Here is a 26,875-nt window from a genome sequence, read left to right on the forward strand (position 1 = left end):
AAGTCAGCTGTAGGGCGCCGGATCCAGGACGACGATGGCAGCTTCGAGGGCCAGCAACTTCCCCTCCAGATAGGCATCGTCGAACTCCGGGCCGATCGCCACCCGGCACTCGGCGACCAGGCGGGTGATCACCACGTCGGTGAAGTCGTCACCACCGCGCAGCCGCGCACTTGCCCCCAGCATGACGGCGGCGTCACGCCACTTCCCCCTGGTGGCGGCGAGCTGGCTGACGACCACGCCCATCACCGCTACGATCGGCATGTCCTTCGACGCCTGCGACGCCGGATAGGCAATTGCGAGATCTACCAGTGCAGAGTCGATCTCACCGCGGAGCAGGGCCACCGAAGCGGTACACGAGTGCACCAGCGCCTCGATGTGGCCGCGCATGCTCGGTACGTAGCCGCCGCCCTGAACCTGCTGTCGCAGTACCTCGGAGATCATCGTGGCGCCGGCGAGATCACCCTCGACCACCCGGATCCCGATCTCGGACAGGTCGGTGAGGATCTGGCGCAACGCATCGAAAACACCACCCGTACCGACACCGCGAGCGGCCCGGAGACTCCTCCTCGCCGCGTCGATCTCACCGGTCCGCAGCCGCAATCCACCCAGCCGCAGGTGGACGATCAGGTCGTCGTCGTGCCCGCCGAGCGCCTGCAGATGGACAAGGGCTCTTTCGTAGTCGGAGATGGCGCCCGGCAGATCACCGTCCAGGGTGCGGATCCAGGCCCGGGAATTCAGGGTCGTCGACAGGCCCCACCGTTCGCCGATGCTCTCGAAATCCGCCAGTGCCTCCTCGACGTCGTCGCGCATCTCGACGAGGTCGCCCCTGTTCTCAGCGGAACTCGCCCGCATGGTGCGGATGGCGGCTCTGATCCACGGGTCCTCGGACGCGAGAGGTCCCTCGGCGAGCCGCAGCGCCAGCTTCTCGTCGCCACCGAAGAAGGCGAGGATCGGCCCGAGGATGACCAGGGCCGGCCACGGTGGCACCGGCGCATCCGCCAGTTCGGCGGCCAACAGGGCAAATTCGGTCTGACCGTCCGCTCCGCGGCCGGGATCGTCGGCCGAGAAGGACGAAATCATCGACATCGCGCGGGCCGCCCTGAGGTACAGCGACCAGCGATGTCCCGTGCCGCCGTCGAGGGTCAGCAGGAAATCCATCCACGTGATGATCTCGATGTGGCTGCCCGTCGAGTTCCAGTGCCAGACGAGCGAGAGGCCGAGGAGGATCGATCGGTCCAGATCACCGGAGTCACCCAGAAATCGAAGCGCGGCCACCAGGTTGTCCTGCTCGGCATCGAGGATTGCCATGGCCGCCAACTGATCTCGCGTCCGCAGCGTCGGCTCGATCCGGGTCGCAAGATCCGCGAAAAAGATCGCGTGCGCGGTCCGGGCCGCCAGCGCCTCGCCGCGCTCGGCCAGGCGCTCGATGCCGTACTCCCGGATGGTCTCGAGCATCCGGAAACGCAACGGAGAGTCCGACATCACCTGGAGCAGCGACTTGTCGACGAGCGAGAGCAGCAGGGCCGGGACATCTTCGCGCAGAAGCGCATCATCCGAACAGACGTCGCCCGCCGCGTCCTCGGTGGCCCCGGCCGGGAACACCGACAATCGTTCCGCAAGAAGCCGTTCGGGCGACGTCAGCAGATCCCAGCTCCACTCGACGACGGCCCGTAGCGTGCGGTGTCGCGGCATCGCGGTGCGGTTGCCACCGCTCAGCAACCTGAACCGATCGCCGAGGCGGAGCGCGATCTCCGACACCGGGAGGACCCGGAGGCGAGCGGCCGCCAGCTCGATGGCCAGCGGCAGACCGTCGAGCCGGCGAACGACCTCGACGACGTCGACGACCGTGCCTTCGTCGACGCGAAAGCCGGCACTCACCGCGGAGGCCCGTTCGGCGAGCAGTTGGACGGCCGGGTACTCGATGGCAACAGAGGCGGTCGCGCCGACCGGGGGGAGGCCGAGTGGCGGGATGACGCAGATCGACTCGCCGACGATTCCCAGCGGTTCGCGGCTGGTGGCGAGCACGCGGACCCCGGGACACCGCGCGAGCAGCATGTCCAGCAGATCTGCCACCGGTCCGATGAGGTGCTCGCAGTTGTCCATGATCAGCAGGACCGTCGCGCCTTCCAGGGATTCCAGCAGGCGGTCGATCGAATCGCGAGCGGCGCGCTCGATGGTCCGATCCAGCAGCTTGGGCTCACGAAGACCGAGAGCGGACAGCATGGCGAGCGGGATGGCCGACGCCTGCGTGATCGGGGCCAGCTCGACCATCGAGATCCCGCCGGCAGCAAGACGGTTTGCTCCGCCGGCGGCGCGGGCCAAGGAAGCTGGTGCACCGACACCGACACCGACATCCGGGACCGGGGACGGCCCGCGGATCCAGGCCGCCGCGGCCTGGGCGGCGAGTCGGGTCTTACCCGCACCGCCCGGGCCGATGATGGTCGTCAGCCGTCCGGAGGCGAGCAACCCGCAGATCCGCTGCAGTTCGGCCTCCCGACCGATGAAGCTGGTCAACGCCACCCGGATGTTGGTCGGCAGACCGACCGGATCAGGGACCGCCGGACGGTTCGATGCCGGCCCGCGATCGTCAATGCCCACGCCGGACGCGCCCAGTTCGCCCCGCAACAGAGCCAGATGCTGCTCCTGGAGCCGAACGTCGGGATCGACGCCGAGTTCCTCCGCCAGCCGCAGCCTCAGCCTCTCGTAGGCGGCGAGCGCCTCGGCCGAGCGGCCGGCCGCTGCCAGCGCCGTCATCAACTGTCCGGTGAAGGCCTCCTGCAGCGGATCCGCGCTGGCCAGCTCCTCCAGCCGGGCCACCACGTCGGCGCTACGCCCCAGCCGGATGTGGGCGTCGAAGAGGTCGCCGTTGGCCTGCACGCGTTGTTCGTTGAGCCGGGCCACCACCGGGTCGGCGTAGCTCGCATCGTCGGCATCGGCCAACGCCGAACCCCTCCACAGGGCGAGCGCTGACTCGATGGTGGTCAGCGCGTCCTGCGTCTCCCCACTGCGCAACTCTTCGCGACCCCGGGCGGCCAGCCGGCCGAACCGGTGGGCGTCGACCTGACCGGGGTCGACGGCCAGTCGGTACCCGCCGGACGACTGCTGCAGCAACCCAGGATCTCCGAGCGCCCGGCGGAGCCGCGAGACCAGCGACTGCGTGGCATTGGCCACGCCTTCGGGCTTGGACCCACCCGGCCAGACGGCGTCGAGCAGCTCGCCGAGCGGAACGGTGGCTCCGGCGTCGACCGCCAGCCGGACCAGCAGCCGACGCAGTCGCGAACCCGCGATCACCGGGCGAGCCGCCCCCACTCGGACCTCCAGCGGCCCGAGGATCCCGAACTCGGCGGAACCGCTCGGCTGCATCAGATCACTGTGCCAGACCCCGGTAGCCCAGCCTGCGGTGCGCCCGGCCTGCTGTCCGCTGTCGCCCGCCGATCTCGGAGCCGGCGCCGGCCAGCCCGGAGCGGGCGCAGGCCGTTCCCAGAGAGTGATCCATTCGACTGAATTCCCTCACGTTCGGTGAGGTCGTCGGAACGACCGCCCTAGAGAGCGAACTTTGTCCTGTTTCACCCGAATGCCGGGAACCATGGATGAGAATTCACGCATCAGAAGGCGGCGTGGGTGCCTCTTGCAGTCGGACGAAACACCGGGCACACGTTCATTCATTTCCCACAGCGGTGGGGAACGCGCCTACCCGGGCCACCACCAATGGCCTACCGAATCAGGAGCAATCGTGTCATCCCAGCAGAGCGTTCAACCCCCCGTCGCAGCCCCGCGACCGTTCCTCCGTGCTGGCTTGGCGACCGCGATGACGAACACGTCGAAGGCCGTGCTGCTGACCGTCCGGGCCGTGCCCTTCACCGCCGCGATGATCGCACTCATGATCGGCATGGGCATCGCCACGCGGACCTTGTGGCACCCGGCCGCTCCGGACTCCGACCTGCTCCAGTCGTTGTCCTACGGCACCCCGCAGATCGCTCTGCGGCACTGGTGGACCTTCGGCGCCGGCGCCATGGTGCTCCCCCGCCCCGAGTTCTACCCGGTGGTCGGGCTGCTGCTGGCGTGCGGGCTGTCCCGCTACGAACGCAAGGTGGGGTCGCTGCGGGCCGCCGCCGTCTTCATCGGCGCCCAACTGGCCGGCACCATGCTGACCGCGGTGCTCCTGTTGCCGTTGGCCGATGGGGCCTGGCCGTGGGCCGCGCAGGCCGCGACCCAGGTCGACCTGGGCCTGTCCGCCGGCGCGATCGGCGTGCTCGGCGCGGCCACCGCCCTGATGCACCCGGCCATGGCCCGGCGTTCACGGCTGGTCGCCCTGACCTACCTGTCCGTCCTGGTGATGAAGTCGGGGCTGCTGTGGGACGTCGAGCACCTGATCGCGTTCCTCACCGGCCTCGGCGTCGGGCCGCGGATCGCCGGACGCCGCCACCTCACCCTGCGGATGCCGCACATCGCGCCGGTCAACATCCGTTCCGGTGTCGCGCTGGTGATCGCCACCGTCGCGGTGGCCAACCTGGTCGAGTCGATCTACCCCGGGATGGGTGGCATCTTCGGGTCCGGCCAGCCCAGCCACACCCCGATGCACAACCTGCCGGTCGTCGTCCTCGAACTCGTCGTCGCGCTGCTGGTGGCAGACGGTCTCCGTCGTGGCCGTGCTGCCGCCTGGTGGATCGCCGGCTTCGGCACCACCGCCGTCCTGCTCAACACGGTGCTCAACAGCCGCGGGATGGTGCGCACCACCGACGCCCTCTGCTGCGTCGTCGTCCTGGCCCTCCTGGTCGTCTACCGAAACGCCTGGAGCTGGCGGACCCCGGAAGGCTTTGCGGCGAAGAGCATCCGTCGCGTGGTGCTGGCGTTGTCCGTCTTCGCGTGCATGTCCGTGGCCCTCGTCTGGAGCCAGCGAAACGCGCTGCAGCCCGCACCGGATTCCTTCGACATCGTCCGACAGGCCATGTCGCGCCTCACCTTCACCTCCGGCCCGCTGCGGGTCACCGACCCGACCAGCCGAATGGTGCTGAATGCAGCCGCCGTCCTCTGGGCCCTCGTCCTGATCTGGCTGCTGGTGCCGTTCCTCAAGGCCGATCGCGGTCCCGAGTGCGGTCCGCGGGACACCCTCGGCCAGTTGCTGCGCCATCACGGCGGCGGTTCCATCGGGTGGATGCGCACGTGGCCGGCGTTCAGCACCTGGACCACCAAGGACGGACAGGTCGCGATCAGCTACTGCGTCGTCGGCACCGTCGCCATCGCCATCGGCGACCCGGTCGGGCCCGAGAGTTCCTTCCCGGAGGCATCTTCCGGCTTCCGGCAGTTCTGCCAGTACGCCGGCTGGACGCCCTGCTGGTTCGCCGCAACGCCCGCTCTGCGCGACTCCGCTCCGGGCTGGCGGTCCACCCAGATCGGCGAGGACACAATGGTCGACCTGGCCGACCTCAACTTCGTCGGCAAGAGCTGGCAGGACGTCCGGACCGCCCGCAACCGGGCCGCCCGCGAAGGCATCACGGTGACCGGCGGTCGGCTGTCCGACCTGTCCCCGGCACTGGTCGAACAGATCGAGGAGATCTCGAGGGAGTGGGTGCTGCGCAAGCCGATGCCCGAGATGGGCTTCACCCTCGGCACTCTCGCGCATGCCAGGGATCCGGAGATGCGCACCCACCTGGCCGTCGACGCCGCCGGCGTCGTGCAGGGCGTCACCACCTGGCTGCCCATCCACCGCGACGGCGAGGTCGTCGGCTGGACCCTCGACCTGATGCGGCGCCGGCCGGACGGCTTCCGCCCCGTCATGGAGTTCCTCATCGCCGAGAGCGCGGTGATCTTCGCCGACGAGGGCTACGAGGTGTTGAGCATGTCGGTCGCACCGCTGGCCCGCCGCACGCCGCAGACCGGGCCGCGCACCATGCTGGACCGCACGCTGGATCTGATGTCGCGGCTGCTGGAACCGACCTACGGCTTTCGCTCGCTGCTGGCGTTCAAGGCCAAGTTCCACCCGGAGTTCCGTCCGGTGTACCTGATGTACGCCAGCCCGTCCGACCTGCTGGCGATCTCGGTGGCCATCGGACGGGCCTATCTGCCCGACCTGGACACCCGGCAGATGGCCGACCTCGTGCGCGGCCTCCGGACGAGGCCCCACACGCCCGTCGCCGGCTAGCTCGGGGGCGCGGCGGTCAGACCTGACCTGCGATCGAATTCGAGCCGCCGAGGGGACTTGAACCCCTAACCCCCGCATTACAAGTGCGGTGCGCTACCAATTGCGCCACGGCGGCAGTGGACGGTGGTGAACCGGCCGAAGCAAAGCCTAGTCGCCGACGACGGTTCGTCAGACGGGTGTCGGTTCCGACGAATGGCCCGTGCGCTCCGGGGTGCGGCTGACTTGGGCGGGAACCATGGCGACCGGTCGGTCCGCCGTCCCGTTGGTGTCGAAACGGCCGGCCACGGTCATGAGGATCGTCCGGCATTCAGGGGGCGTCACACCCATCAGCGAAGAGAGAGCGGCGATGGCGCCGGTGTCGAGCGTCATCACGCCACCGGATGATTGACGGGCGGTCTGCTGCAGTTCGATCCACCGACGGACCGAGCTGAGGCGTTCGTCGCCGTTCTCCCGCATCTCCTCGATGTCGATGGTGATCGGACTGCCGCCGTCAGCGTCCTGCCGGTGGCCGATGCCTCGTTCGGCATTCGCCACCAGGTTGCCGATGTTCTCGCCGAGCGCCTTGGCGATGACCCACAGCACGTCGACCCGGAGGGACCGATGGCCGGTCTCGTAGTTGGCCAGGGCAGCCTTGGAGATCAGTCCACCGGTGCGGGCCGCGACCTGGGCCTGGGTGAGCTTCTGGGCCCGTCGGGAGTCGCGGAGGAGCCGGCACACTGCGGCCGCGAACATCTCCTTCGACCAAGAGTCGACGGCCTGGCTCATCCGAATTCTCCGATGCTGGTCGCTCACCCGCCGTCGGGGTGGCCGCCTGTAAACGGCGACTCCTGATCTAAGCACATGGGAGATCGAACAACACCCTTTCGGAGCAGCGGAATTGCGCATCTCACTACTGTGTGTGAGCCCTGCGTCTTTCGCCTTGCACAAGATATGCTTCCGGGCACGTCCGGCCCATCGCCGGAAATCGAACGTTGCGGACCGAATGCGACCAACCACCGATGATCAGGCGAAGATCGCCTTGCCGAACCAGTCGCCGGCCGCGGCCACTCCGGGGGGACAGGCCCAGATGCCGCCGCCGATGTGGGCGATGTATTCGTTGAGCAGGTCAGCGGAACCCAGTCTTGACTGCAGCACCTTGAACTGGGTGTGCGGATTGCGCTGGTAGGCCATGAAGAAAAGTCCGGCCGCAAGCTTGCCGGTGTTCGGATCCTGGCCGTCCGTGTAGTTGTAGCCGCGGCGGAGCAGTCGCACACCGCCGTTCCCATGTGGCGAGGCCAACCGGACGTGGGAGAGCTTGTCGATCACCGGGGTGCCGCCGGCCGAGCTCTTCTCGAAGTCGATCGGGGTGAACTCGGTGCCGCCGGTCAACGGATCACCGTTCACCTTCGTGCGGCCGAAGATCTTCTCCTGGTCCGAGAGTTCGTCGGTGTCCCAGGACTCGATCTCCATCCGGATCTTCCTGGCCACCAGGTACGACCCGTTCTTCATCCACGGCTGGTCGGTCTCGTCGCCGACCCAGACGTAGTCCTTGGTGGCGCCGACGTCATCTGCGTGGATGTTGTTGGTGCCATCCTTGAAACCCATCAGGTTGCGCGGGGTGGTCTGGCCGGCGCCGGTCGCAGAGGCCCGCCCGAACCCGAGCTGCGACCAGCGCAGCACCGCGGTGCCCCGGGCCGCTCTCACCATGTTGCGGATGGCGTGGAACACCACCTGCGGGTCGTCCGCGCAGGCCTGGATGCAGAGGTCCCCGCCGGTCAGTTCGGGTTGCATGACGGCGTCCCCCGGGATGGTCCCCAGTGGTTCCAGCGCGGCCGGCATCTTGTCGGCGATTCCGAAACGCCTGTCGAACAACGAGGCGCCGAGACCGACCGTGATGCTCAGCGAGTAGGGCCCCGAGTCAAGGGCCTCGCCGGAGTCGAACGGCGGCTGGGCCTGCTTGTCGGGTGACGAGCTGACCGACTCACCCGAGGTGAACCGGGCCGCGAGCGCCGCCCACCGGCCGAGCAGGAACTGCAGGTCCTGGGGATCGGCGCTGGTCATGTCCAGGGAGGCGAACATCAGCCGCTCCTGGGCAGCGGTGGTCACCCCGGCCTGACGGGCCCCGTAGAACGGCACCTCCAGCATCGAACGGTCGGTGGTCGCGCCACCAGCCGGCGCTGCCGAGGCGCCCACCCTCGTTGCTGCCGTTGGGCTCCTGGTCGTTGCGGCGATCGTCTTCGAGTCGTCGCGGCCGGCCCTGATGCCGTAGCCGACACCGCCGCCCGCGACCAGGGCCACCGCCGCCGAGGCCGCCGCGGTCCCGAAGAACCTGCGCCGGCTCGGTCCTGGCTGCCGCTGCTGCGCAGCTTCCGCCCCGACCGGTAGGGCCGAGCCGGACGATCCAGCATCAGCGGATGCCTGTGCGCCGGGGTGCGGCTGTGCGGTGTTGCCCTGAGCCATGATTCCTCTTACTCGCTGGAACTTACTTGGTGATCTTCGCCGAGATGGCCGACATCGGTTCCTGCACCGCGAGCAGGGCGTCGGTCAGCTTCTTCTTGTCCGCCGCCGTCAGGTCCGGGTAGGGCGTCCAGCCGCCGAGGGCCTTGCTGTCACGGTAGGCGTCGAGCGCGGTCGACAAGGCGTCGAACTTGGCCGAGATGGTCGGGACCAGGGTCGGGTCGATGTCGTCCAGCGCCGGCTGCAGGGTGGCGAACGCCTGCAGCGAACCCTCGACGTTGGCCTGGAAGTCGAGCAGGTCGATGCGCGAGTACGCCTCTTCCTCGCCGGTGATCTTGGACTTCAGGACCTCGTCGAGCAGACCCGAAGCGCCATTGGCGATCTCGAACGGCTGGTAGCCCTTGCCGTTGTCCGCCACGGTGGCCGCCGAGAGTGCCTTCGCCTTCGTCTGCAGGTCTTCGACGTCGACCAGCAGCTTGTCGCCCAGAGCGCTCAGACCCTTCGTCGACCTGGTGACGAACAGGGCCTTCTCGATGGGGTGGAACCCGGTCCACTCGGTGCCGGCCTCGACGTCGCCGATACGGAGGTCGATGGCGGAGTCGAGGTCAGGGAAGGACTCCGCGACGGGCTCGATGCGCTCGTAGAACGGGCAGGCCTTGGCGTAGGCCTCCTGCGCGGCCCGGAGGTTGTCGGCCTTGATCGCGTCGACCAGTTCCTCGACCGGCGGGATGAGGAACTCGATCTGGTTGTCCACGTAGGTGCCGTAGTCGACGGCGGCCTGCTGCAGCAAAGTGGCGAGCGAACTGCCGGCGTTCGTCGCGGCAGCCTTGCCGGTGACGGTGAACGGGATCTTCTCGGTCGCCCCGCCCGGGCAGTAGATCTGGTAGGACCCGCCATCGACCTTGACGGTGAACGTGCTCGAAAAGCCGGGGGTCAGGTTCTCCCGCTCGCCGACGATCCGCTGCGCGGAGATCAGCTCCAGCTCGGTGATGCCGGTGGCGTCCAGGTTCTCGACGTCGAAGGTCACCGCTCCGGCCGGGACGGTGTCCGGCGTCGCGACGCACCCCTTGGCGTCGGTGATGCTGATCGACACCGTGGTCGGTCCACTCGCGACCGCACTGGAGGCCGGACTCGTGGCGACAGCACCAGAGGACTCGGTCCCGGAGTTCGCACTCGCCGACGGGCCGACGACCGCGGAGCCGGCAGCGGCCGACCCGGCCCCCGTGGAGGCTGCCGAGGTGGAGCCGGACCCGCACGCGGAGAGCAACAGGGCACCGGCGGCCAGCACCGAGGTGGCGGCGGCCGTGCGGCCGGGTCGATCGCGTCGCAAGAAGAACATCAAGTGGCTCCTACTGGAATGGGCTGGTCTGTCACAGGGGCAGAAGTGTGGTGCTTCGGTAGTGCTACCGGCGTTCGTGTCGGGTTGATCCGACAAGTGTTGAGGGCGTTCAGGTTCCGCTGCCGTTGGCCGCAGTCGGAGCCAGCTGCTCACGCCGGTCGGCAGGTTCTGCGTCCATACCCTCCGCACCTGCGGGTCGACCATCGGGGGCCGGCACGTGATCGGACACCCGGTCCGGACGGCGGCGAAGGAGATGCGGCAGACCAAATCCCAGTAGAATCATTGCGAAAACGCCGAGCAGGCCAGGGATCACCTCACCCAGCAGCTCGTGATCTGCGCGGCTGTCGGCGATGTCGATCGCTACGGCGAGCTGGTTGGTGACGGCCGCATCGGTCGTCACCGTCTCGATCGTCGCGACCTCCCCACCCGGATAGGTGCCGCCGGCGGCGCTGGTGAGGGTGATGGACCGGACGACGGTGACGTCCAGACCGAGCACCGTCCCGGAGTTCGGGTCGACCGTCGCCGTTGGCGTCCAGGCGTCGGTGTAGGACACCTCCACGCTTCCCGACGAGCTGCCGTCGACCGACATCCCGATCGGAAGTCGACCATCACCCAGCGCAGCCACCTGCTTGAGAGTGAGGGTGGCCGGCAATCCGCCGGCGGAGGCGTCGACCGGGACGCTCACCGGGGTGCCGATGTACTTCGCGGCCGACAAGCCCGGCAGGGAAACCGATCCCGCCAGCTGCAGGGTCGCGCGGCCGACCGGAACGGCACCGTCGCCGTCGTCGGACAGCGTCAGGGTGTCGTGCGAGGCGTCGAATCCAGCGGCGACGGTGCCGTTCGAGTTGGCCGCAGGGAGGGCGTCACCCGTGGCCAGGTCGGTGGCCGACGTCGTGGAGGTGACCGCAAGCGAGGCAGCTGCGGTGTTCGTCGGGGACGGCGCCAGCACGACCAGTGCGGCAGCGACGACGATGGCGAGGGCGGCGGCGCCGGCCAGAATCCGGCCGAGCCGCAGACCGGTGAGGGCCTTCCTCGCCGGCCACAGCACGACGGCCAGCATCGGGACCAGATACAGCAGGTAGGCGATCACCTCGATCACCGGCATCGACGAGCGGATGCCGAGCACGCCGGTCAGCAGCGATTCCTGCACGGTGCCCAGGCGGGCGCTCAACGAGAGCGAGACCGCCTGCTGCTGACCGATGGTCAGCCAGCCGGCCTCGTAGGCCGCGCGCAGGGTGCTCATCACCAGTCCGGCCGCCACCAGCACGAGGACGACACCGGTCATGCGGAAGAACCGGGACAGGTTCAGCTTCACGCCGCCGCGGTAGATCAGGTATCCGAGGCCGACCGCGATGACGACGCCGAGCACCGCTCCGACGACGGCCTGTGCGGGCGAGACCGCAGACTGGAACGCGGCCAGCAGGAAGACCGCGGTCTCGAACCCCTCGCGGAACACGGCCAGGAAGGCCATCACCACCAGGGCGGTCGCGGATCCGCTGGCCAGGGCGCCGCCGGCGGCCTCGTGCAGGTCGGCCTCGAGACTGCGCGAGTGCGTGCGCATCCACAGCACCATGTAGGAGACCATCACCACCGCGATCGCCGCGACCAAGCATTCGAGCATCTCCTGCTGGCGCTGCGGGAGGTTCGAGTTGACGCTCTGCAGGATCAGACCGACGGCGAGGCAGAGCACCACGGCGACCGCGACACCGACCCACATCTTGCGCAGCGCGTCCGACCGACCGCTCTGGCGGAGGAACGCCGCGATGATCCCGACGATCAAGGCCGCCTCGAGGCCCTCCCGGAGACCGATGACAAACGTCGCCAGCATTTGCAACCTCCGAGATTTCTCGAACGTACTGTCCTGCGTCTGTCTGAGACGATGATCAGTGAGTGGGTGTGTTTGGTAAGGCTGACCTATCTAAGAAGAAACGCTACACCCGCTCCTGCGCTTCGCAGAAGCGAGGTCGTCGCTCCAGAAGGCCACCGACATGCGGAATCTGCTCCCCGATGGTCGGCGATCGTCGCCGAACGGAAGGACTGGGCCAGATCAGCAAAGGGCAGCCTCACCCATGTAAGTTGCCTCCGACCTCGGCTCCCGGACACACCCCTAATATTGATCGGTGACCATCCATCCCATCGTGATCTGCGGTGAACCTGTCCTGCATCGGCCGACCGTGCCCGTGACGAAGTTCGACGACGAACTCGCCGAGTTCGTCGACGACCTCTTCGAGACCAACGCCGCGGCCAACGGTGCCGGCCTGGCCGCCAACCAGATCGGCGACGACCGGCGGGTCTTCATCTACGACTGCCCGGACGAAGACGGCACCAGGCGCAAGGGGTACGTGGTCAATCCGACCATCGAGACGTCGGGGGTGCCCGAGACGATGCCCGACCCGGACGACGACTACGAGGGCTGCCTCTCCGTCCCGGGCGAGAACTTCCCGACCGGCCGCGCCGAATGGGCAAAGGTGACCGGGGTGGACGTGAAGGGCGAGAAGGTCGAGGTGGAGGGCACCGGATTCTTCGCGCGCTGCCTCCAGCACGAGACGGATCATCTCGACGGCTACCTCTACCTCGACCGCCTCGTGGGCCGGAACGCCCGGGCAGCCAAGAAGATGGTCAAGGCCAACGGCTGGGGGGTGCCCGGACGATCCTGGCTGCCCGGACGTGACGCCGACCCATTCGGTCACTGACCCGTTCGGTCACTGACCCGTCGTGCGCCTGCGGTCAGACTCGTCACGGGAAACCGACGCGAGAGGACTCCCTGGCTTCGGGCGGGTAGCTGATCCGTTGTGCAGCAACCCTGTCGACTGCGCAACACTGGGCCGACGAGCCGATTACCGCCCGTAAGGTGGTGACGTGAGCCTCACGGAATCGAAGTCGCCCGAGAACTCCATCGAGGGTCGGACGCCGTCGGCCTCCCCTTCCTCTCCTTCTTCCGCCGATTCTTCTCCTGCCGAGTTGCCGATCGCCACGTCCGCGCCGGACCTCGGTCAGGCCTCGATGGTGGTACTGGCCAACCGGCTGCCATTCGACCTCGAGCAGCAGCCCGACGGCACCACCAAGGCCCGTCAGGCGCCCGGCGGGCTGGTCACCGCACTCGCGCCCATCCTCTCCCGGCGGGAGGGCGCCTGGATCGGATGGCCCGGCAGTCCCGGAGTGGAACTCGAGCCCACCACCACCGACGGCCTGACCCTGCAGCCGATCGCACTCACCGAGTCCGAGGTGGACGACTACTACGAGGGCTTCTCGAACGCCACACTATGGCCGCTCTACCACGACGCGGTCGCACCGTCGGAGTTCCACCGTCCGTGGTGGGACGCGTATCGGCTGGTCAATGAACGTTTTGCCCAGCGTGCCGCCGAGGTGGCGGCGCCGAATGCCACCGTCTGGATCCACGACTACCAGCTGCAACTCGTCCCGCAGATGCTGCGCCGCCTGCGCCCGGACGTCCGGATCGGATTCTTCCTGCACATCCCATTTCCGCCCGCGGAGCTGTTCAACCGACTGCCGTGGCGGCGGCAGATCCTCACCGGCCTGCTCGGCGCAGACCTCATCGGATTCCAGCTCCCCGGGGGGACGCGAAACTTCGTCCGGCTGGCGAAGTCCCTGCTGGACGTCCCCACCAGCGGTGGACTCCTGCACTACGACGGTCGCACCATCAAGGCCGGGGCATTCCCGATCTCCATCGACTCGGCCGCCCAGTCCGCCCTCGCCGCCACTCCCGAGGTGCACGAGGCGGCGCGGAAGCTGCGCGCGGACCTGGGAAATCCCAGCAAGATCATCCTGGGGGTCGACCGTCTCGACTACACGAAGGGTATCGACGTCCGGCTGCGGGCCTTCCGTGAGCTGCTCGCCGAGAAGGACCCATCCGTCGACGATGCCGTGATGATCCAGATCGCCACGCCGAGCCGCGAGCGACTGGAGTCCTACATCAAGATGCGCGAGGGCATCGAGCGTCAGGTCGGGTCGCTCAACGGGGACTACGGCAAGATCGGCCGGCCCGCCGTCCACTACCTGCACCAGTCGCTCCCCCGCGAAGAACTCGCCGCGTTCTACGTGGCCGCCGACGTGATGACGGTGACGCCACTACGCGACGGCATGAACCTGGTGGCCAAGGAGTACGTGGCCTGCCGGGTGGACGGCGGCGGAACCCTGCTGCTGAGCGAGTTCACCGGCGCCGCGAGGGAACTGCGTGCCGCGTTGCAGGTGAACCCCTACGACACCGACGGCGTGAAGGACGGTCTGCGGGCTGCGCTGACCATGACGTCGGTGGCCGCCCGCCGGCAGATGCGGTCGTTGCGCCGTCAGGTCCTCACCCATGACGTCGACCGCTGGGCCGCGGCGTTCCTGTCCTCCCTCGAAGGCACCCGCGACCACGTCGCCGACGCTCGGAGCCGTTTGCCCATCGATGTTCTCGAAGCTCTCAGCGAGATCTCCGAGACCGAGCGCCTGCTCGTCGGAACCGACTTCGATGGAACACTCGCGCCGATCGTCGACGATCCGGCGACCGCCCGCGCGCTGCCGGAAGCGGTCGAGGCACTTCGCTCGCTCGCCACCATCCCGGGAACGATCGTCGCGGTGATCTCCGGGCGATCGTTGGCCGACCTGCGACTGTTGTTGGGCGACACCGACTCCCTCCTCCTGATCGGCAGTCACGGTGCCGAGGTGGCCAGTGTCTCCACCGATGGGTCGCAGAATCCAGAGCACACCGGCCGCAGCGAGCTGCCTCCCGCCGCCGCGACCAGGCTGGCCAGACTGCGACGTGCGTTGCAGGGCATCACCAGTGAGTACAAGGGCGTCAAACTCGAGCCGAAACCCACTGGTATCGCAGTGCACCTGCGTGGTGCCCACGCCGAGGACGCACGAGCGGTGACCACCGCCATCGAACAGGATCCGGCGACCTGGCCGGGCGTGCATCTGCTGCGCGGCAAGATGGTGCTTGAGCTGACCGTCGTGGCCACCGACAAGGGTCGGGCACTGCAGGCCTTGGCACGTGAGAACCACTGCACCGCAACGATGTTCATCGGCGACGACATCACCGACGAGAATGCGTTCCTGTCCTTGAGCTCGCCCGACGTTGGCGTGAAGGTGGGCAGCGGCACCACCGCCGCCGACGTCCGGATCGCCGACCCGGCCCGCGTCGCCGACCTGCTGCACGTACTCGATGCGGCGAGAAGGCGCGCCAGTACCCGACTCTCCCGGACCGCCTCCGGCGTCTGACCTGGTGGGGTTCCCGTGCTTCGGCGCATACAGAACGGCCCGGCGCATACGGAATCTACCGGATTCGGCCCAAATAGGCCGATTTCGAGCATTTCGGTATGCGCGATGCGGGACGTCCCGCCTCACCCCTTCGGCGGAAGCCCCGTAGCGGTCCGGTTCGCCTGGCAGCGCAGGGCTTTTGCTGCGCATATGAAAGTGACCGAATTCAATCAGAATGGGCTAATTTCGGGCACATCGGTATGCGCCGGGCAGTTCTGTATGCGCGGGGCACGGGTGCGAGCGGGGCACGGGTGCGAGCGGGGCACGGGTGCGAGCGGGGTACGGGGTGCGAGCGGGGCACGGGTGGCGGGGTGCGCACGGGGCGCTGCGGGACGTCGACCAGGGGGTCAGAGGCGGGGCGGGGCGGAGGTGCTGCCGGGAAGGAACGTCGTCGGGAGAACGACGCGGCGGCCGCGGGTACTGCGGGCCGGGTCGAGCAGCATCCGACCTGCCTGCCGACCCTTCTCCCCCACCGGCTGGACGACCGTCGTCATCCCGATTTCGACCGCCGACCTGATTCCGTCGAACCCGGTCACCGACACATCATCGGGCACCCGCTGACGCCGCTTCGCCAGCTCTTCCATCGCGCCAAGCGCGAGCACGTCCGACGTGGCGATGAGGGCGGTGATACCCGGGTCGAGGGCCAGCACCTGCGACGCCCCCGTCGCCCCCGAAGCCAACGAGTGCTCGAACCGCTCGACCACCGGCACCCGGTCCCACGCGATACCGGCTGCCATGAATCCGTCGCGGAGTCCGGCCAGACGGTTGCGCTGCACGTGGTAGTGCGCGGCCTGCTGGCGGGCGAGATCCACGGCCCCGTCACGATTTGCGCGCCCAAGACGCATGCAGACCACACCCACCCGCCGATGACCGAGGGCGACCAGGTGATCGGCAATCCCACGGGCCGCCGCGCGGTCGTCGATGCCGACCAGGTCGGCCCCGTTGACCGCGGGCTGGTCGCAGATCACCGCCGGCACCGGGCGGGCCAGCACAGCGGCAAGGTGCGGGTCGTCATCCGGCATCGAATAGGCGATGAAGCCGTCGACGGCCGCACTGGACACCGCGAGGGTGTCGTCAGAATCCGGGCTGGCGGGCACCAGCAGTAGACCGACCCTGGCGTGGTCGCACTCGAGCGTCAGGCCCTCCAGGAAGGCCACGGCCGCCGGATCGCGGAAGGCGTACGACAGCTGCTCGGTGAGCAGCAAACCGATGGCGCCGGCCTTGCGGGTGCGCAGGGATCTTGCCACCGGGTCGGGGCCCGGATACCCGAGACGCCGGGCCGCATCCATCACCCTGGTCCGCAACTGCGGGGAGAGCTGGTCCGGCCGATTGTAGGCATTGGACACCGTCGTCCTGGAGATGCCCAACTCAGCCGCGAGCGAAGCCAGCGTCGCCGGCGGCCTTGTTCGCAAGGGGCGTTCCATGCAAGCACGTTAGCCGTAAGACGGGCATCCCCGAACCTGCCGGGCCGCGGATTGGGCGCCTGCAATGTCCGATTCATCACCAGAACGTGTCCGGGCGCTCGCGCGCGATTCGAGAACTAGACCGAAGGAGTGAATCTGACTCATCTTGGAAAGCGCTTACCGAGGTGCCTTTCCAGCCGTCGATCCACACGCTAACGTGATCCGCAGCACCTCGGGTCGGCATGGTCCGACCCATCTCGGCAGCACCCGCACCACCGGATGCAACACCCGCACCACTACCCACGGACCGCCCGCGAGCGCCGGGCCGATCGGAAGAAGGAAGTATTCATGGCAGACGTCAAGTACGACGAAGCGTCCCGCATCTACCCGGGCAGCCCGCCCGTACGCGCGGTCGACAAGCTCAACCTGGACATCACCGATGGCGAGTTCCTGGTACTGGTCGGCCCGTCCGGGTCCGGCAAGTCCACCGCCCTCCGCATGCTGGCCGGCCTCGAGGACATCAACGAAGGTCGCATCCTCATCGGCGGCCGCGACGTCACGAACGTCCCCCCGAAGAACCGCGACATCGCAATGGTCTTCCAGTCCTACGCCCTTTACCCGCATATGACGGTCGCCGAGAACATGGGTTTCGCGCTCAAGCTCCGCGGCGTCAACAAGACCGAGATCGCCTCCAAGGTCCGCGAGGCCGCCGGCCTGCTCGATCTGGAGAAGTACCTCGACCGCAAGCCGAAGGCCCTCTCCGGTGGCCAGCGCCAGCGCGTCGCCATGGGTCGCGCCATCGTCCGCGAGCCCTCCGTCTTCCTGATGGACGAGCCGCTGTCGAACCTCGACGCCAAGCTCCGCGTGGAGACCCGCGCCAACATCGCCGGTCTGCAGGCCCGCCTCGGCACCACCACCGTCTACGTCACCCACGACCAGGTCGAGGCCATGACGATGGGACACCGCGTCGCCGTCCTCGCCCCCGGTGGCGTGCTGCAGCAGTGCGACACCCCGCGCGAGCTGTACGACCGCCCGAAGAACGTCTTCGTCGCCGGGTTCATCGGCTCCCCGGCCATGAACCTGATCGACTCCACGCTGACCAGCGAGGGCGTCAAGTTCGGCGACGTCATCGTTCCGCTGACTCGCGACCAGCTCGCCGAGGCATCCAGCAAGGGCATCTCGAACGTCGTGCTGGGTGTTCGTCCGGAGAACCTGACGCTGTCCGATCACGGCATGGCGATCACCGTCTCCGTGGTCGAGGAGCTGGGTGCGGAGTCGTTCGTCCACGGTGCCGCCGAGGACGGGGATCGCTTCATCATCCGTGCCGAGGCCCGCACGCACCCGACGGTCGGTGCCGTCATCCGCGCGTCGGTCACCGACCCGACGCACATCCACGTGTTCGACAAGTCAACCGGGCTGCGCCTTGCCACCTCCGCGGCCGTACCGGCCGACTCGGTGAGCTTCGGCAAGTAACTCCAGCGCTACCAGCACCACAGCAACGGGCGGTCCGGGATTCCCGGGCCGCCCGTTGTGCTTTCGGCAAGGTGCTTGGCAAGGTGCTTTCGGCAAGCGCATCTCGGCCGTGGGGTGGATGACCAGAGTCGTCCAGGATGGGAGGGGAAATCACACTGCCGCGGGCGGGCCGACTTCGACGCGGCTACTCGGTCGTGGAGGTCGACGCCGTACCGCACCCGATCCTTGACACCTCTGATCGGAATCTGATCAGGAATCCTCTCTTCAACAGTCCGCCCATCGGCGAACGCGGCTACGACGAGGGCTCGGTCGGTGCGCTGATCACGCTCATCGGAGAAGCGGTCGACGTCTGTTGATGGCCGACCAGGTCGAGCGGGTGGAACTCCGTCGGTCGGCGGGCCGGTACCGGGGATACGACAAACTCGAGGTCGCACGCTATCCCGTGCCGCCACCTCGATGATCCGTGTCGTGCAGCCGCGTCCGTAGCACCGACGGCACACCTCGCGCCAATGTCGGCACCTGGGCGTGGCACATCATCGTCGGGTGCCAGAAGTGGTGCAGTGCGCGAAGTTTCAGGCGATGTCGCGTCGCCGGAACCAGGCGATCGAGACGGCCAGCACCACCAGCGCGTAGGCCATCATGGTGATCCCGCCGTGCAGGTTCGAGACGTGGATCTCCAGCGGCTGGACGTAGCCGTTCTTCTGGTCGTAGACCAGGTCGCCGTAGACGGTCAGGCCGCCCTTGTTCACCCAGGCCAGCAGGCTGGTCGTGAACTGATAGGGCTGCAGCGACGGGCTGATCGCGCGCAGTACGCTCTCGACCACCGCGAGGTAGACGAACGCGACACCCAGTGCGGCAGCGGTGTTCTTGATCAGATTCGCCAGGCCGAATCCCAGCAGCATCACCGGCACGACGACGAGCGCCGCTCTGATCTGCACGTGGACGACATCGGGCCAGAACTGGGCGGCATCCGCGCCGAGGGTTGACACCGGCACGCCCCGGGAGCTCAGCAGCAGCCGAGCGGTGACGTTCCAGAGGACCTGCGCGATGACCGATAGCACCAGCACAACGCCTGACAGGGCAAGTAGCTTGGCCCACATCAGCCGTAACCGACGCGGCTCGTAGAACAGCCAGGCCACGATGTTCTTGCTGGACCACTCGGCACCGATGAAGGTCGCGGCCAGCATGAACCCGGCCAGTGAAACGGCCGCGCCGACCGCCATGGCGTACGGCTGCACGTCACGCGGCTGGAACGGATTGGCCGACACGAATTGATCGATCGGGAATTCCTGCTCGGTCGGCACGGTCCCGCACTGCTGCTCGGTATTGCCCGCAACCTTCAGGCAGTCGGCCACCCCCTGCCTGATCTCCACGATCTGCTGGTTTCGCTGAGCGGTGGCCTGGGCGAGATCACCTGCGGTCACCTTGGAATGGGACTGCCACAGGAAGCCGACCGCCAGCAGGTAGCCGATGATGCTCAACGCGAACAGGACCTTGGTGAACCTGCGACGGCCCAGCCGCAGAAACTCCACGACGAGCAGTCGGCCGAACGTCGGCACGGACGTCCGGTCACCCCGGTGCGCCAGCGTGGCCGTCATCGGCCGACCGGATTCTGCTCGACGACCGACCGCGCAGTCGTTTCCGTCTCCCCGGCGGTCCCGTCCGCACCGTCGGCGGTCAGATCCAGGAACACGCTCTCCAGATCGGCAGCGATCGGGCTGAGTTCACGTAGGTACAGGCCGGCCTCGCTCAGCGCCTTCGTGACCAGGGCGGGATCACCGACGCCGCCAACCCGCCAACCGTCGTCATCCCCCTCGAGTGCCGTCACGGTGAATCCGGCGCTCCGCAGAACCGTTGCACCCATTGATGTATCACCCAGCCGGACTCTCACGTCGCCGGTCGTGCCGGTCGCCAGCAAATCGGACACCGACCCGGACGCGATGACCCGGCCGTGGGACATGATGGCGACCCGGTCACACACCTGCTGCACCTCACCGAGCTGGTGCGAGGAGAGCAGGACCGTCACTCCGATGGTGCCGAGATGCTTGATCAGCTGACGGACCTCGCGGATCCCGGCGGCGTCCAGACCGTTGCCCGGCTCGTCCAGGATCAGCAGTTCGGGGTTCTTCAGCAGGGCGGCGGCGATGCCGAGCCGCTGCTTCATGCCCAACGAGTAGCCCTTGACGCGGTCGTCGGCCCGGCCCTGCAGGTCGACCAGTTCGAGCATCTCGTCGATCCGGGCCTTCGGGATGTTCGAGGCCCTGGCGAGCAGCGCGAGGTTCACCCGCCCGGTGAAGTTGGGGAAGAACAAGGGTGTCTCGACCAGCGCGCCGACCCGGCCCATCACCAGCGGGAGTTCCGCGGGCACCGATCGGCCCAGCATGTGCAGGCTCCCGGAATCCGGCCGGACCAGGCCCAGAAGCAGCCGGATCGTCGTCGTCTTGCCCGAACCGTTCGGTCCGAGAAATCCGAACACGCCGCCGGCCTCGACCGTCAGGTCCAGTCCCTGAACCGCACGTTCGGGTGGCTTGCGCCACCGCCGGTACGTCTTGTGCGCTCCGACGATCTCGATGACGGCCATGTGCACCCCTTCCCCGTGACCGCGACTATGCCGTACGCCCTATGGGAATGCTGTGAAGGCGCCGTCGGCAATCGGGCGAACCGCTGGCCACCACCCTCGGCGGCATGCTCGAGGACAAGCCCCCGCAGTTCAATCGCGTCGCCCAGTTCCGGCAGAGCTACGCCGTGCACCAGGTCGACGCGCAGGTCTCGCGGATCAGGGCGCAGCTACGAACGGCCGAGCCGCCACCGGGTGGAACGTCCCAACTGTCCAGTACCGAACTCGATTCCGCTGCGCTGCAGACCATGTCCAGCGGATGCCGACCTCGAAACGGTGATCGCCGAGCTGGACCGCCGGCAGTCCGAAGGCACCTCGATCTCCAGAAGCGTCAGGCACCGGCCGTCACCGTTGGCGATTCGGACGGTCGCCGGGCCCAGCCGCGCTTGGTCCGACGGGCCCCCACCACCCGGCAGATGCAGTAGATCGTGAACGAGATCGTCGTGACGTACGGCGAAATGGGCAGCGTCCCACCGACGGCGAGCATGATGCCGCCGACCACCGCGATCACCGCGAAGATGGTGGACAGCACCGGCACCCAGACGCTGGAGGCCGTCACCCGCATGGCGGCCGCGGCCGGCGTCACCAGGAGCGCGAGGACGAGCAGTGCCCCGACGATCTGCACCGATACGGCGACCGCGAGACCCAGCACGATCATGAAGATCGGCGACAGCGCTCGTACGGGAACACCTCGGGCGGCTGCGATCTCGGGATCCACGGTGGCGAACATCAAGGGGCGCCATATGATCGCCAGCGCGGCAAGCACGATCACCGTGATGACGGACAGCCAGACCAGCTGAGGGTTGTCGACCGCGACGACCTGGCCGAGCAGGGCCCCGAACTTGTTGGCGGAGCGGCCTCGGTACAACGACACGAAGAGCACGCCGAGCCCGAGACCAAATGGCATCAGCACCGCGATGACGGACGAACGCTCCCGCGCGCGGACCCCGAGCAGGCCGAAGATCACCGCGGCGATCAATGAACCGGCCACCGATCCGGCCACCACGTTCAGCCCGAGAAGCAGGGCCAGCGACGCACCGGCGAACGACAGCTCGCTGATCCCGTGCACGGCGAAGGTGAGATCGCGCAGCATGACGAAGACGCCGATCAGGCCGCCGATCACGCCGAGCAGCGCGCCGGCCACGATCGAGTTCGATACCAGGGCCAATAGTTCGCTGTAGTTCTGGAAGTTGAACAGGCGTTCCCAGAAGCCATTCACCGGCCCCACCCCGAACGATCCGCCGGGTCGTGCGGGCCGTGATCGTGACGACCGTGCAGCTGGCCCTCGGTGGAGTGCCCGTGATGACCGTGCGCGCCATGGTCGTCCAGCGACTGGTGGAGACCCGCCGTCATGTCGGTGGCCGCGACGACCACCAGCCGCCCGTGTGCCGAGATGACGTCGACGGGCGCGTCGTAGAGGGCGGACAGCGCAGCCGAGGTCATCACCTCGGACGGCGGCCCGAGGCGGAACCGTCCGCCGGCCAGGTAGAGCACCTGGTCGACGTACTGCAGGATCGGATTGATCTCGTGCGTGACGAAGATGACCGCCGTGTCGTGTTCCCGACGCCGCTGGTCGATGAGTGCGGCGACCTCCTGCTGGTGTCGCAGGTCGAGGGCGGCCAGCGGCTCGTCGCAGATCAGCAGGTCCGGATCGCAGGCCAGCGCCTCGGCGATGCGGATCCGCTGCAGCTCACCGCCGGACAGCATGGACACCGGCGCGTCCGCGAAGGCTGTTGCGCCGACCGCAGCCAGCATCTCGTCGACGGTGCGGCGCACCGCCCGCCGCTTCTCGCCGAACAGCAGCGGCAGGCCCCACTTGTGACCGTCCAGCCCCATCCGGACGACATCCCTGGCCTTGACCATGGTTCCGGAGTCGATGCCGACCCGCTGCGGGACATAGCCGACCTTATCGCTGCCCCGACGCACCGGCGCTCCGGCGATCCGTGCCGACCCGGACGTCAGAGCCTGTTCCCCCAGCAGGACGCGCAGCAGGCTGGTCTTGCCGGCACCGTTGGCCCCGAGCACGGCCACGAACTGCCCGGCCTCGATGCGCAGGTCCAAGTCCGTCCACAGCGACCGCGCCCCGTACCCGAGAGAAGCCGAGGACAACTCGACGACGGGAGACGGCCGGGCCGCTGACGGGTCGGGCGCCTGGCTGCCCTCAGGTCCGGTGTCGTCGCTCACCGGTCCATCATGTCGAACCGGGTCGGGAGCGTTCCGGATCGGGGGCATCACGCCACGGCTTTGGCGATGGCGTCGAGATTTGCACCCATCCAACCCAGGTAGTCGGTGCCGCCCGGCAGCGTCTCGGTGACGGGGACGATGGCGATCCCGTTGGCCTTGGCCGCGGCCAGCACCTGCTCGGTCTGCGGCCCGGTGGTCTGCTCGTTGTAGACGAGGGCCTTGACCTGCTTCCCGGTGAAGAGCGCCAGCGTCTTTGCCACGACGGTCGCCGGGGCGTCCGTCTCGCCCTCGATGGCCTCGCTGAACTCCGGCGGGGTCTTGTTCGTCAGACCCGCGGCGTCGAGCATGTAGAGCGGCACCGGCTCCGTGATGGCCACCCCGACCCCCGCGCTCTTGGTCTTGATGGCCGCCTCCTTCTGCCGCAGCACCGCAACCGTGGCAGTGAAAGTCTTGGCGTTGGCATCGAACGTCGCGGCACCGGCCGGGTCCGCACCGGTCAGGGTGGTCCGGATCTTGTCGACCACCTTGTCGACCGTCGGGAAGTCGTACCAGACGTGTTCGTTGAGCGAGTCGCCCTGCGTCGCTGCGTAGCCGGAAATGTCCACGGCGTTGATGATCGTCGCCTTCGAGCCGGCCGAGCTCACCATCTTGCCGACGAAATCGTCGTAGCCACCGCCGTTCTCGATGATGACGGTGGCCTTGGAGATGGCCAGCTGGTTCTGCACGTCGGCCTCGTAGGAATGCGGATCGGCGGACGGATCGGAGACGATCGACGTCACCTGCACCTTGCTGCCGCCGATCGCCGAGGCGATGTTGCCCCACACGTCGGTGGAGGCCACGACCGCGATCTGGCCGCTCGCCGCACCTCCCGTCGACGTCGAACTGCAGGAAGCCAGCACCACGGAGGAGGCGACCATGGCCCCGAATCCGATCCTGGCGAGAGTGCGTGTCATCTTCTGGATCTCCTACTGTCAATGCTCTTGATAATCGTTCTCATATTCTAAACCATGGTCGCCGCGCTCGGAAACCCGTCTCGCACCAACTTGCCGACCGGGCAGGATGCAGAGCATGGACTTCCTGACGATCGCCGCGGGCCGGGACGTCCGGCACGAGGTCGACGTCAAGAAGTCGCGGTTCCTGACGGTCCTGCGACGGATGGACAGCGAGACCGACGCGAAGGGCCTGGTCGAGGAGCAGCGACGGCTCCTCCCGGACGCCCGGCACCACTGCTGGGCCTTCGTCGCGTTCGACGAGGACCTGGGAACCGGCTCGGTGGTGGCCAGATCGGGTGACGACGGTGAACCGTCGGGCACGGCCGGAATGCCGATGCTTCAGGCCCTTCAGGCCGGTCCGCCCGGACAATCGTCGTCGAGAAATGGTTCTCCGGCCCAACGCATCGAATCTGCTGGCCTGGTCAACGTCGCTGCCGTCGTCAGCCGGTACTTCGGCGGAACCCTGCTCGGGACCGGCGGCCTGATCCGCGCCTATTCCGGCGCGGTGGCGAACGCGGTCGACATGGCGGTCACGGTCCGCCGAAGAAGGAGCGAGCTGGCCGAGCTCGCCGTCGACCACGCAGTGGCCGGGCGCGTGGAGTCCGAGCTGCGGGCCCGCGGGGTCCGCGTGCTCGGAGTGCGCTACGACGATCGCGCCATCCTCACCCTGGCCGTCACCGGTGAGCTGAGCGCGGCAGTGGCGGCGATCACCTCTGGTGAGGGCCTGCTGCGCCCGGCCGGCTTCCGGTGGATGGACGAGTAGTACCCGGTGGACCTTCGTCCGGCGCGGCACGGTCTACTGGACCTGCTGGACGAGCAGCGAATCGGACAGGCCGACGGGTGGACCACCGGCACGATCGAACGTGAACGAAACGGGGAGACGATGGCGCTGCTGAACTTCCGGGATGTGGCCGAGACGTCACCGCGTGGGCCGTTGCGGCCCGGGCGTCTCTTCCGATCGGCGCAGCCGTATCACCTGGACGCCACCGATCTCGCCGTGGTGCGGGATGCCGGGATCGCCACGATCATCGACCTGCGGGAGCCCCACGAGCAGGTAGCACCCGACTGGACGTCGGCGGAATCCGAGGGGGTGCAAGTGGTCAGGGTTCCGCTGGCCGATCAGATCCTGCCGTCCGGCGACGGGGAGGCGCCGACCCGGCGCATCCGGCTCGAGTCGGACTCGATCCCCGAGGGGCACCGGATCCTGGCCGAGTTCTACCAGGCCATCGTCGACATGGCCGGAATGCGGCTGGCCGAGACCATGCACGCGGTCGGCCAAGGCCGACCGGTCCTGGTTCATTGCGCAGCCGGCAAGGACCGGACGGGCACCGCGATCGCGTTGCTGCTCGACCTGATCGGCACCGACCACGAGGCGATCGTCACCGATTACCTGCTCACCCAGGTCGCGCTGCCCGACGCTCTGCAGCAGCTCACCGGCGAGACGCCGGCGCAGCGCAATGCCCGCCGTGACATCCCGCCGGGCATCAGCGATGCGCCGGAGTCCGCCATCCGCACACTGCTCGACCACGTGCGCGAATTGGGCGGCGCGGCCGCCGTGTTGCGGCGCAACACCGACCAGGCCACGCTGGACCGGGTCGTCGCTGCACTCACCGCCTAGGACGCGTTGTCGCGGTGCCCAGCGCTCAGGACTCGTCGTCGCTTCGGCCGGGGTTCCGGTCAGGCCGGGAACAGCGGGGCCTGCACACACAGCCCGGGACAGTGGGCAGCCGAGCTCAACACCTGACGAGGCTCTGAGATCGACGCAGCGGCACGGAACAGCCCGTGCCGGACAGCTGGGGGAGCGCCAATTTCCCAGGGTGCCCGGCGGCGCTCCCGCGCTACTGGCCGGTACGTGCGGGTTTGCCCCCCGACTATGGCGTACCCATCCGCACATTGTCGCCGATTCGCGACCACTCCGCCGACCAAGACTGCGAATCCGGCACTCTCGGCCCGCAGAACACCGCCAGGCCACGTCATTCGGAGCCCAGGAGAACGGCGCAGGTCAGAGATTCCGGCGGCGGCGGGCGACCTCGGCGAGAACAACACCGGTCGCCACCGAAGCATTCAGCGACTCCACCGTCCTGGCCATCGGGATGGAGACGGTGACGTCGCAGACCGTCCGGGTCAGACGGGCGAGCCCACGACCCTCCGACCCGATGACCAGCACCAACGGTCCGGTGGCCAGATCGAAGTCATCGGTGTCGACGGTGCCGTCCGCGTCGAGCCCGGCGATCATCAATCCGGCTGCCGCATACTCCTTGAGCGCCCGTACGAGGTTCGTGCACCGGGCCACCCTGATCCTCGCCGCGGTGCCGGCCGAGGTCCGCCAGGCCGAGGCCGTCATCCCTGCGGAGCGCCGCTCCGGGATCAGCACGCCGTGCGCACCGAATGCGGCCGCGGACCGGACGATGGCGCCCAGGTTGCGAGGGTCGGTGACCCCGTCGACGGCGACGATCAGCGGCGGCCGCCCCGAGTCCTTGGCCCTGGCCAGGAGGTCGTCAGGGTGGGCGTAGTCGTACGGCGGCACCTGCAGGGCAAGGCCCTGGTGGATGGCGTTGCCCGTCAGGCGGTCCATCTCCTGACGGGAGATCTCCAGCAGCGAGATGCCTTTGTTGCCGACCAGCGCGACCGCCTCTGCGGTCCGCTCGTCGACCGAGATGCCCTGAGCCACATAGAGAGCCATTGCGGGGACACCAGCGCGCAACGCTTCGACGACCGGGTTGCGGCCGACCACCGTCTCCGGCAGGTCACCGCGGTCCTTGCGCTGGGGGCGGCCCTGCGGGGTCGCCTCGCGGCGGGCCGCTGCGGCGGCCCGGCGAGCAGCCGGATGCCCGGTGCGCTCGGACGCCGGCGGCGTCGGCCCCTTGGGCTTGATCGCACGGCGGGACTGGCCTCCGGAGCCGACGACGGCCCCCTTCTTCGTCCCTGACTTGCGGACCGCCCCGCGGCGCTGGGAGTTCCCGGCCATGTCGGCGTCACCTCTCTTCTTCTGTCGAACTGCTTGGTGTTGCCTGCGCGCACACCGAC

20 protein-coding genes and 1 tRNA gene are annotated in these 26,875 nt (G+C 68.2%); 7 read left to right on the plus strand and 14 right to left on the minus strand.

Features of this window, described 5'->3' with window-relative positions:
- Positions 1-3 precede the first annotated feature (3 nt).
- Positions 4-3,363 (minus strand): AfsR/SARP family transcriptional regulator, encoded by a 3,360-nt coding sequence (locus ABIB25_RS06900; protein ID WP_354527691.1) that lies wholly within the window; start codon positions 3,361-3,363, stop codon positions 4-6.
- Between the two features lie 4 nt (positions 3,364-3,367).
- Positions 3,368-3,496 (minus strand): hypothetical protein, encoded by a 129-nt coding sequence (locus tag ABIB25_RS06905; RefSeq protein WP_354527692.1) that lies wholly within the window; start codon positions 3,494-3,496, stop codon positions 3,368-3,370.
- A gap of 312 nt (positions 3,497-3,808) precedes the next feature.
- Here ABIB25_RS06905 and ABIB25_RS06910 point away from each other — a divergent pair, with 312 nt between their 5' ends.
- Positions 3,809-6,142, plus strand: a complete 2,334-nt coding sequence (locus ABIB25_RS06910) for a bifunctional lysylphosphatidylglycerol flippase/synthetase MprF (protein ID WP_354527693.1) — start codon at positions 3,809-3,811, stop codon at positions 6,140-6,142.
- A gap of 42 nt (positions 6,143-6,184) precedes the next feature.
- Here the strand turns inward: ABIB25_RS06910 and ABIB25_RS06915 are convergent.
- The 5 genes from ABIB25_RS06915 to efeU form a co-directional block, all read right to left on the minus strand.
- A tRNA-Thr gene (locus ABIB25_RS06915) sits at positions 6,185-6,257 on the minus strand.
- A 53-nt stretch (positions 6,258-6,310) separates the two neighbouring features.
- Positions 6,311-6,907: a helix-turn-helix domain-containing protein gene (locus tag ABIB25_RS06920; RefSeq protein ID WP_354527694.1), complete on the minus strand. Its 597-nt coding sequence runs from the start codon at positions 6,905-6,907 to the stop codon at positions 6,311-6,313.
- A gap of 237 nt (positions 6,908-7,144) precedes the next feature.
- Positions 7,145-8,581, minus strand: coding sequence for an iron uptake transporter deferrochelatase/peroxidase subunit (efeB, locus tag ABIB25_RS06925; protein ID WP_354527695.1), 1,437 nt, complete (start codon positions 8,579-8,581; stop codon positions 7,145-7,147).
- A gap of 22 nt (positions 8,582-8,603) precedes the next feature.
- Entirely contained in the window at positions 8,604-9,917 is a 1,314-nt protein-coding gene (gene efeO / locus ABIB25_RS06930; RefSeq protein WP_354527696.1) for an iron uptake system protein EfeO, read from the minus strand.
- Positions 9,918-10,026: 109 nt separating this feature from the next.
- The gene (efeU, locus tag ABIB25_RS06935; protein ID WP_354527697.1) at positions 10,027-11,745 is read right to left on the minus strand and encodes an iron uptake transporter permease EfeU; all 1,719 of its coding nucleotides are present in this window, start codon (positions 11,743-11,745) and stop codon (positions 10,027-10,029) included.
- A 292-nt stretch (positions 11,746-12,037) separates the two neighbouring features.
- On the opposite strand from efeU, the gene ABIB25_RS06940 reads away from it, so the two are divergent.
- Together ABIB25_RS06940 and ABIB25_RS06945 are read left to right on the plus strand one after the other, a co-directional pair.
- The gene (locus ABIB25_RS06940; protein ID WP_354527698.1) at positions 12,038-12,610 is read left to right on the plus strand and encodes a peptide deformylase; all 573 of its coding nucleotides are present in this window, start codon (positions 12,038-12,040) and stop codon (positions 12,608-12,610) included.
- 310 nt (positions 12,611-12,920) lie between these two features.
- Positions 12,921-15,140, plus strand: a complete 2,220-nt coding sequence (locus ABIB25_RS06945; protein WP_354527972.1) for a bifunctional alpha,alpha-trehalose-phosphate synthase (UDP-forming)/trehalose-phosphatase — start codon at positions 12,921-12,923, stop codon at positions 15,138-15,140.
- A gap of 386 nt (positions 15,141-15,526) precedes the next feature.
- Here ABIB25_RS06945 and ABIB25_RS06950 read toward each other — a convergent pair whose 3' ends face one another.
- Positions 15,527-16,603, minus strand: coding sequence for a LacI family DNA-binding transcriptional regulator (locus ABIB25_RS06950; RefSeq protein WP_354527699.1), 1,077 nt, complete (start codon positions 16,601-16,603; stop codon positions 15,527-15,529).
- Positions 16,604-16,930: 327 nt separating this feature from the next.
- Between ABIB25_RS06950 and ABIB25_RS06955 the strand changes: the two genes are divergently transcribed.
- Positions 16,931-18,055 carry an ABC transporter ATP-binding protein gene (locus tag ABIB25_RS06955; RefSeq protein WP_354527700.1) on the plus strand — a complete coding sequence of 375 codons (1,125 nt, stop codon included), beginning with the start codon at positions 16,931-16,933 and terminating at the stop codon, positions 18,053-18,055.
- Between the two features lie 137 nt (positions 18,056-18,192).
- Positions 18,193-18,411 (plus strand): hypothetical protein, encoded by a 219-nt coding sequence (locus ABIB25_RS06960; protein ID WP_354527701.1) that lies wholly within the window; start codon positions 18,193-18,195, stop codon positions 18,409-18,411.
- Positions 18,412-18,627: 216 nt separating this feature from the next.
- Here ABIB25_RS06960 and ABIB25_RS06965 read toward each other — a convergent pair whose 3' ends face one another.
- The 5 genes from ABIB25_RS06965 to ABIB25_RS06985 all read right to left on the minus strand — a co-directional run bounded on the left by ABIB25_RS06965 (position 18,628) and on the right by ABIB25_RS06985 (position 23,809).
- Positions 18,628-19,653, minus strand: coding sequence for an ABC-2 transporter permease family protein (locus ABIB25_RS06965; RefSeq protein ID WP_354527702.1), 1,026 nt, complete (start codon positions 19,651-19,653; stop codon positions 18,628-18,630).
- A complete protein-coding gene (locus ABIB25_RS06970) occupies positions 19,650-20,636 on the minus strand; it encodes an ABC transporter ATP-binding protein (RefSeq protein WP_354527703.1) in 987 nt (328 codons plus the stop codon). Before ABIB25_RS06970 ends, ABIB25_RS06965 begins: the two co-directional genes overlap by 4 nt.
- A 367-nt stretch (positions 20,637-21,003) precedes the next feature.
- A complete protein-coding gene (locus ABIB25_RS06975) occupies positions 21,004-21,891 on the minus strand; it encodes a metal ABC transporter permease (protein WP_502919758.1) in 888 nt (295 codons plus the stop codon).
- Positions 21,888-22,856: a metal ABC transporter ATP-binding protein gene (locus ABIB25_RS06980; RefSeq protein WP_354527705.1), complete on the minus strand. Its 969-nt coding sequence runs from the start codon at positions 22,854-22,856 to the stop codon at positions 21,888-21,890. Before ABIB25_RS06980 ends, ABIB25_RS06975 begins: the two co-directional genes overlap by 4 nt.
- A gap of 47 nt (positions 22,857-22,903) precedes the next feature.
- On the minus strand, positions 22,904-23,809 hold the full coding sequence (locus tag ABIB25_RS06985; RefSeq protein WP_354527706.1) for a metal ABC transporter solute-binding protein, Zn/Mn family: 906 nt from the start codon (positions 23,807-23,809) through the stop codon (positions 22,904-22,906).
- Between the two features lie 115 nt (positions 23,810-23,924).
- On the opposite strand from ABIB25_RS06985, the gene ABIB25_RS06990 reads away from it, so the two are divergent.
- Positions 23,925-24,611, plus strand: coding sequence for an IMPACT family protein (locus tag ABIB25_RS06990; protein WP_354527707.1), 687 nt, complete (start codon positions 23,925-23,927; stop codon positions 24,609-24,611).
- A 6-nt stretch (positions 24,612-24,617) separates the two neighbouring features.
- On the plus strand, positions 24,618-25,466 hold the full coding sequence (locus ABIB25_RS06995) for a tyrosine-protein phosphatase (RefSeq protein ID WP_354527708.1): 849 nt from the start codon (positions 24,618-24,620) through the stop codon (positions 25,464-25,466).
- 384 nt (positions 25,467-25,850) lie between these two features.
- On the opposite strand, the gene rlmB is transcribed toward ABIB25_RS06995, so the two are convergent.
- Positions 25,851-26,816, minus strand: a complete 966-nt coding sequence (gene rlmB / locus ABIB25_RS07000; RefSeq protein WP_354527709.1) for a 23S rRNA (guanosine(2251)-2'-O)-methyltransferase RlmB — start codon at positions 26,814-26,816, stop codon at positions 25,851-25,853.
- Between the last annotated feature and the right edge of the window lie 59 nt (positions 26,817-26,875).

The organism is Nakamurella sp. UYEF19, from assembly GCF_040546275.1.
Lineage (GTDB): Bacteria > Actinomycetota > Actinomycetes > Mycobacteriales > Nakamurellaceae > Nakamurella.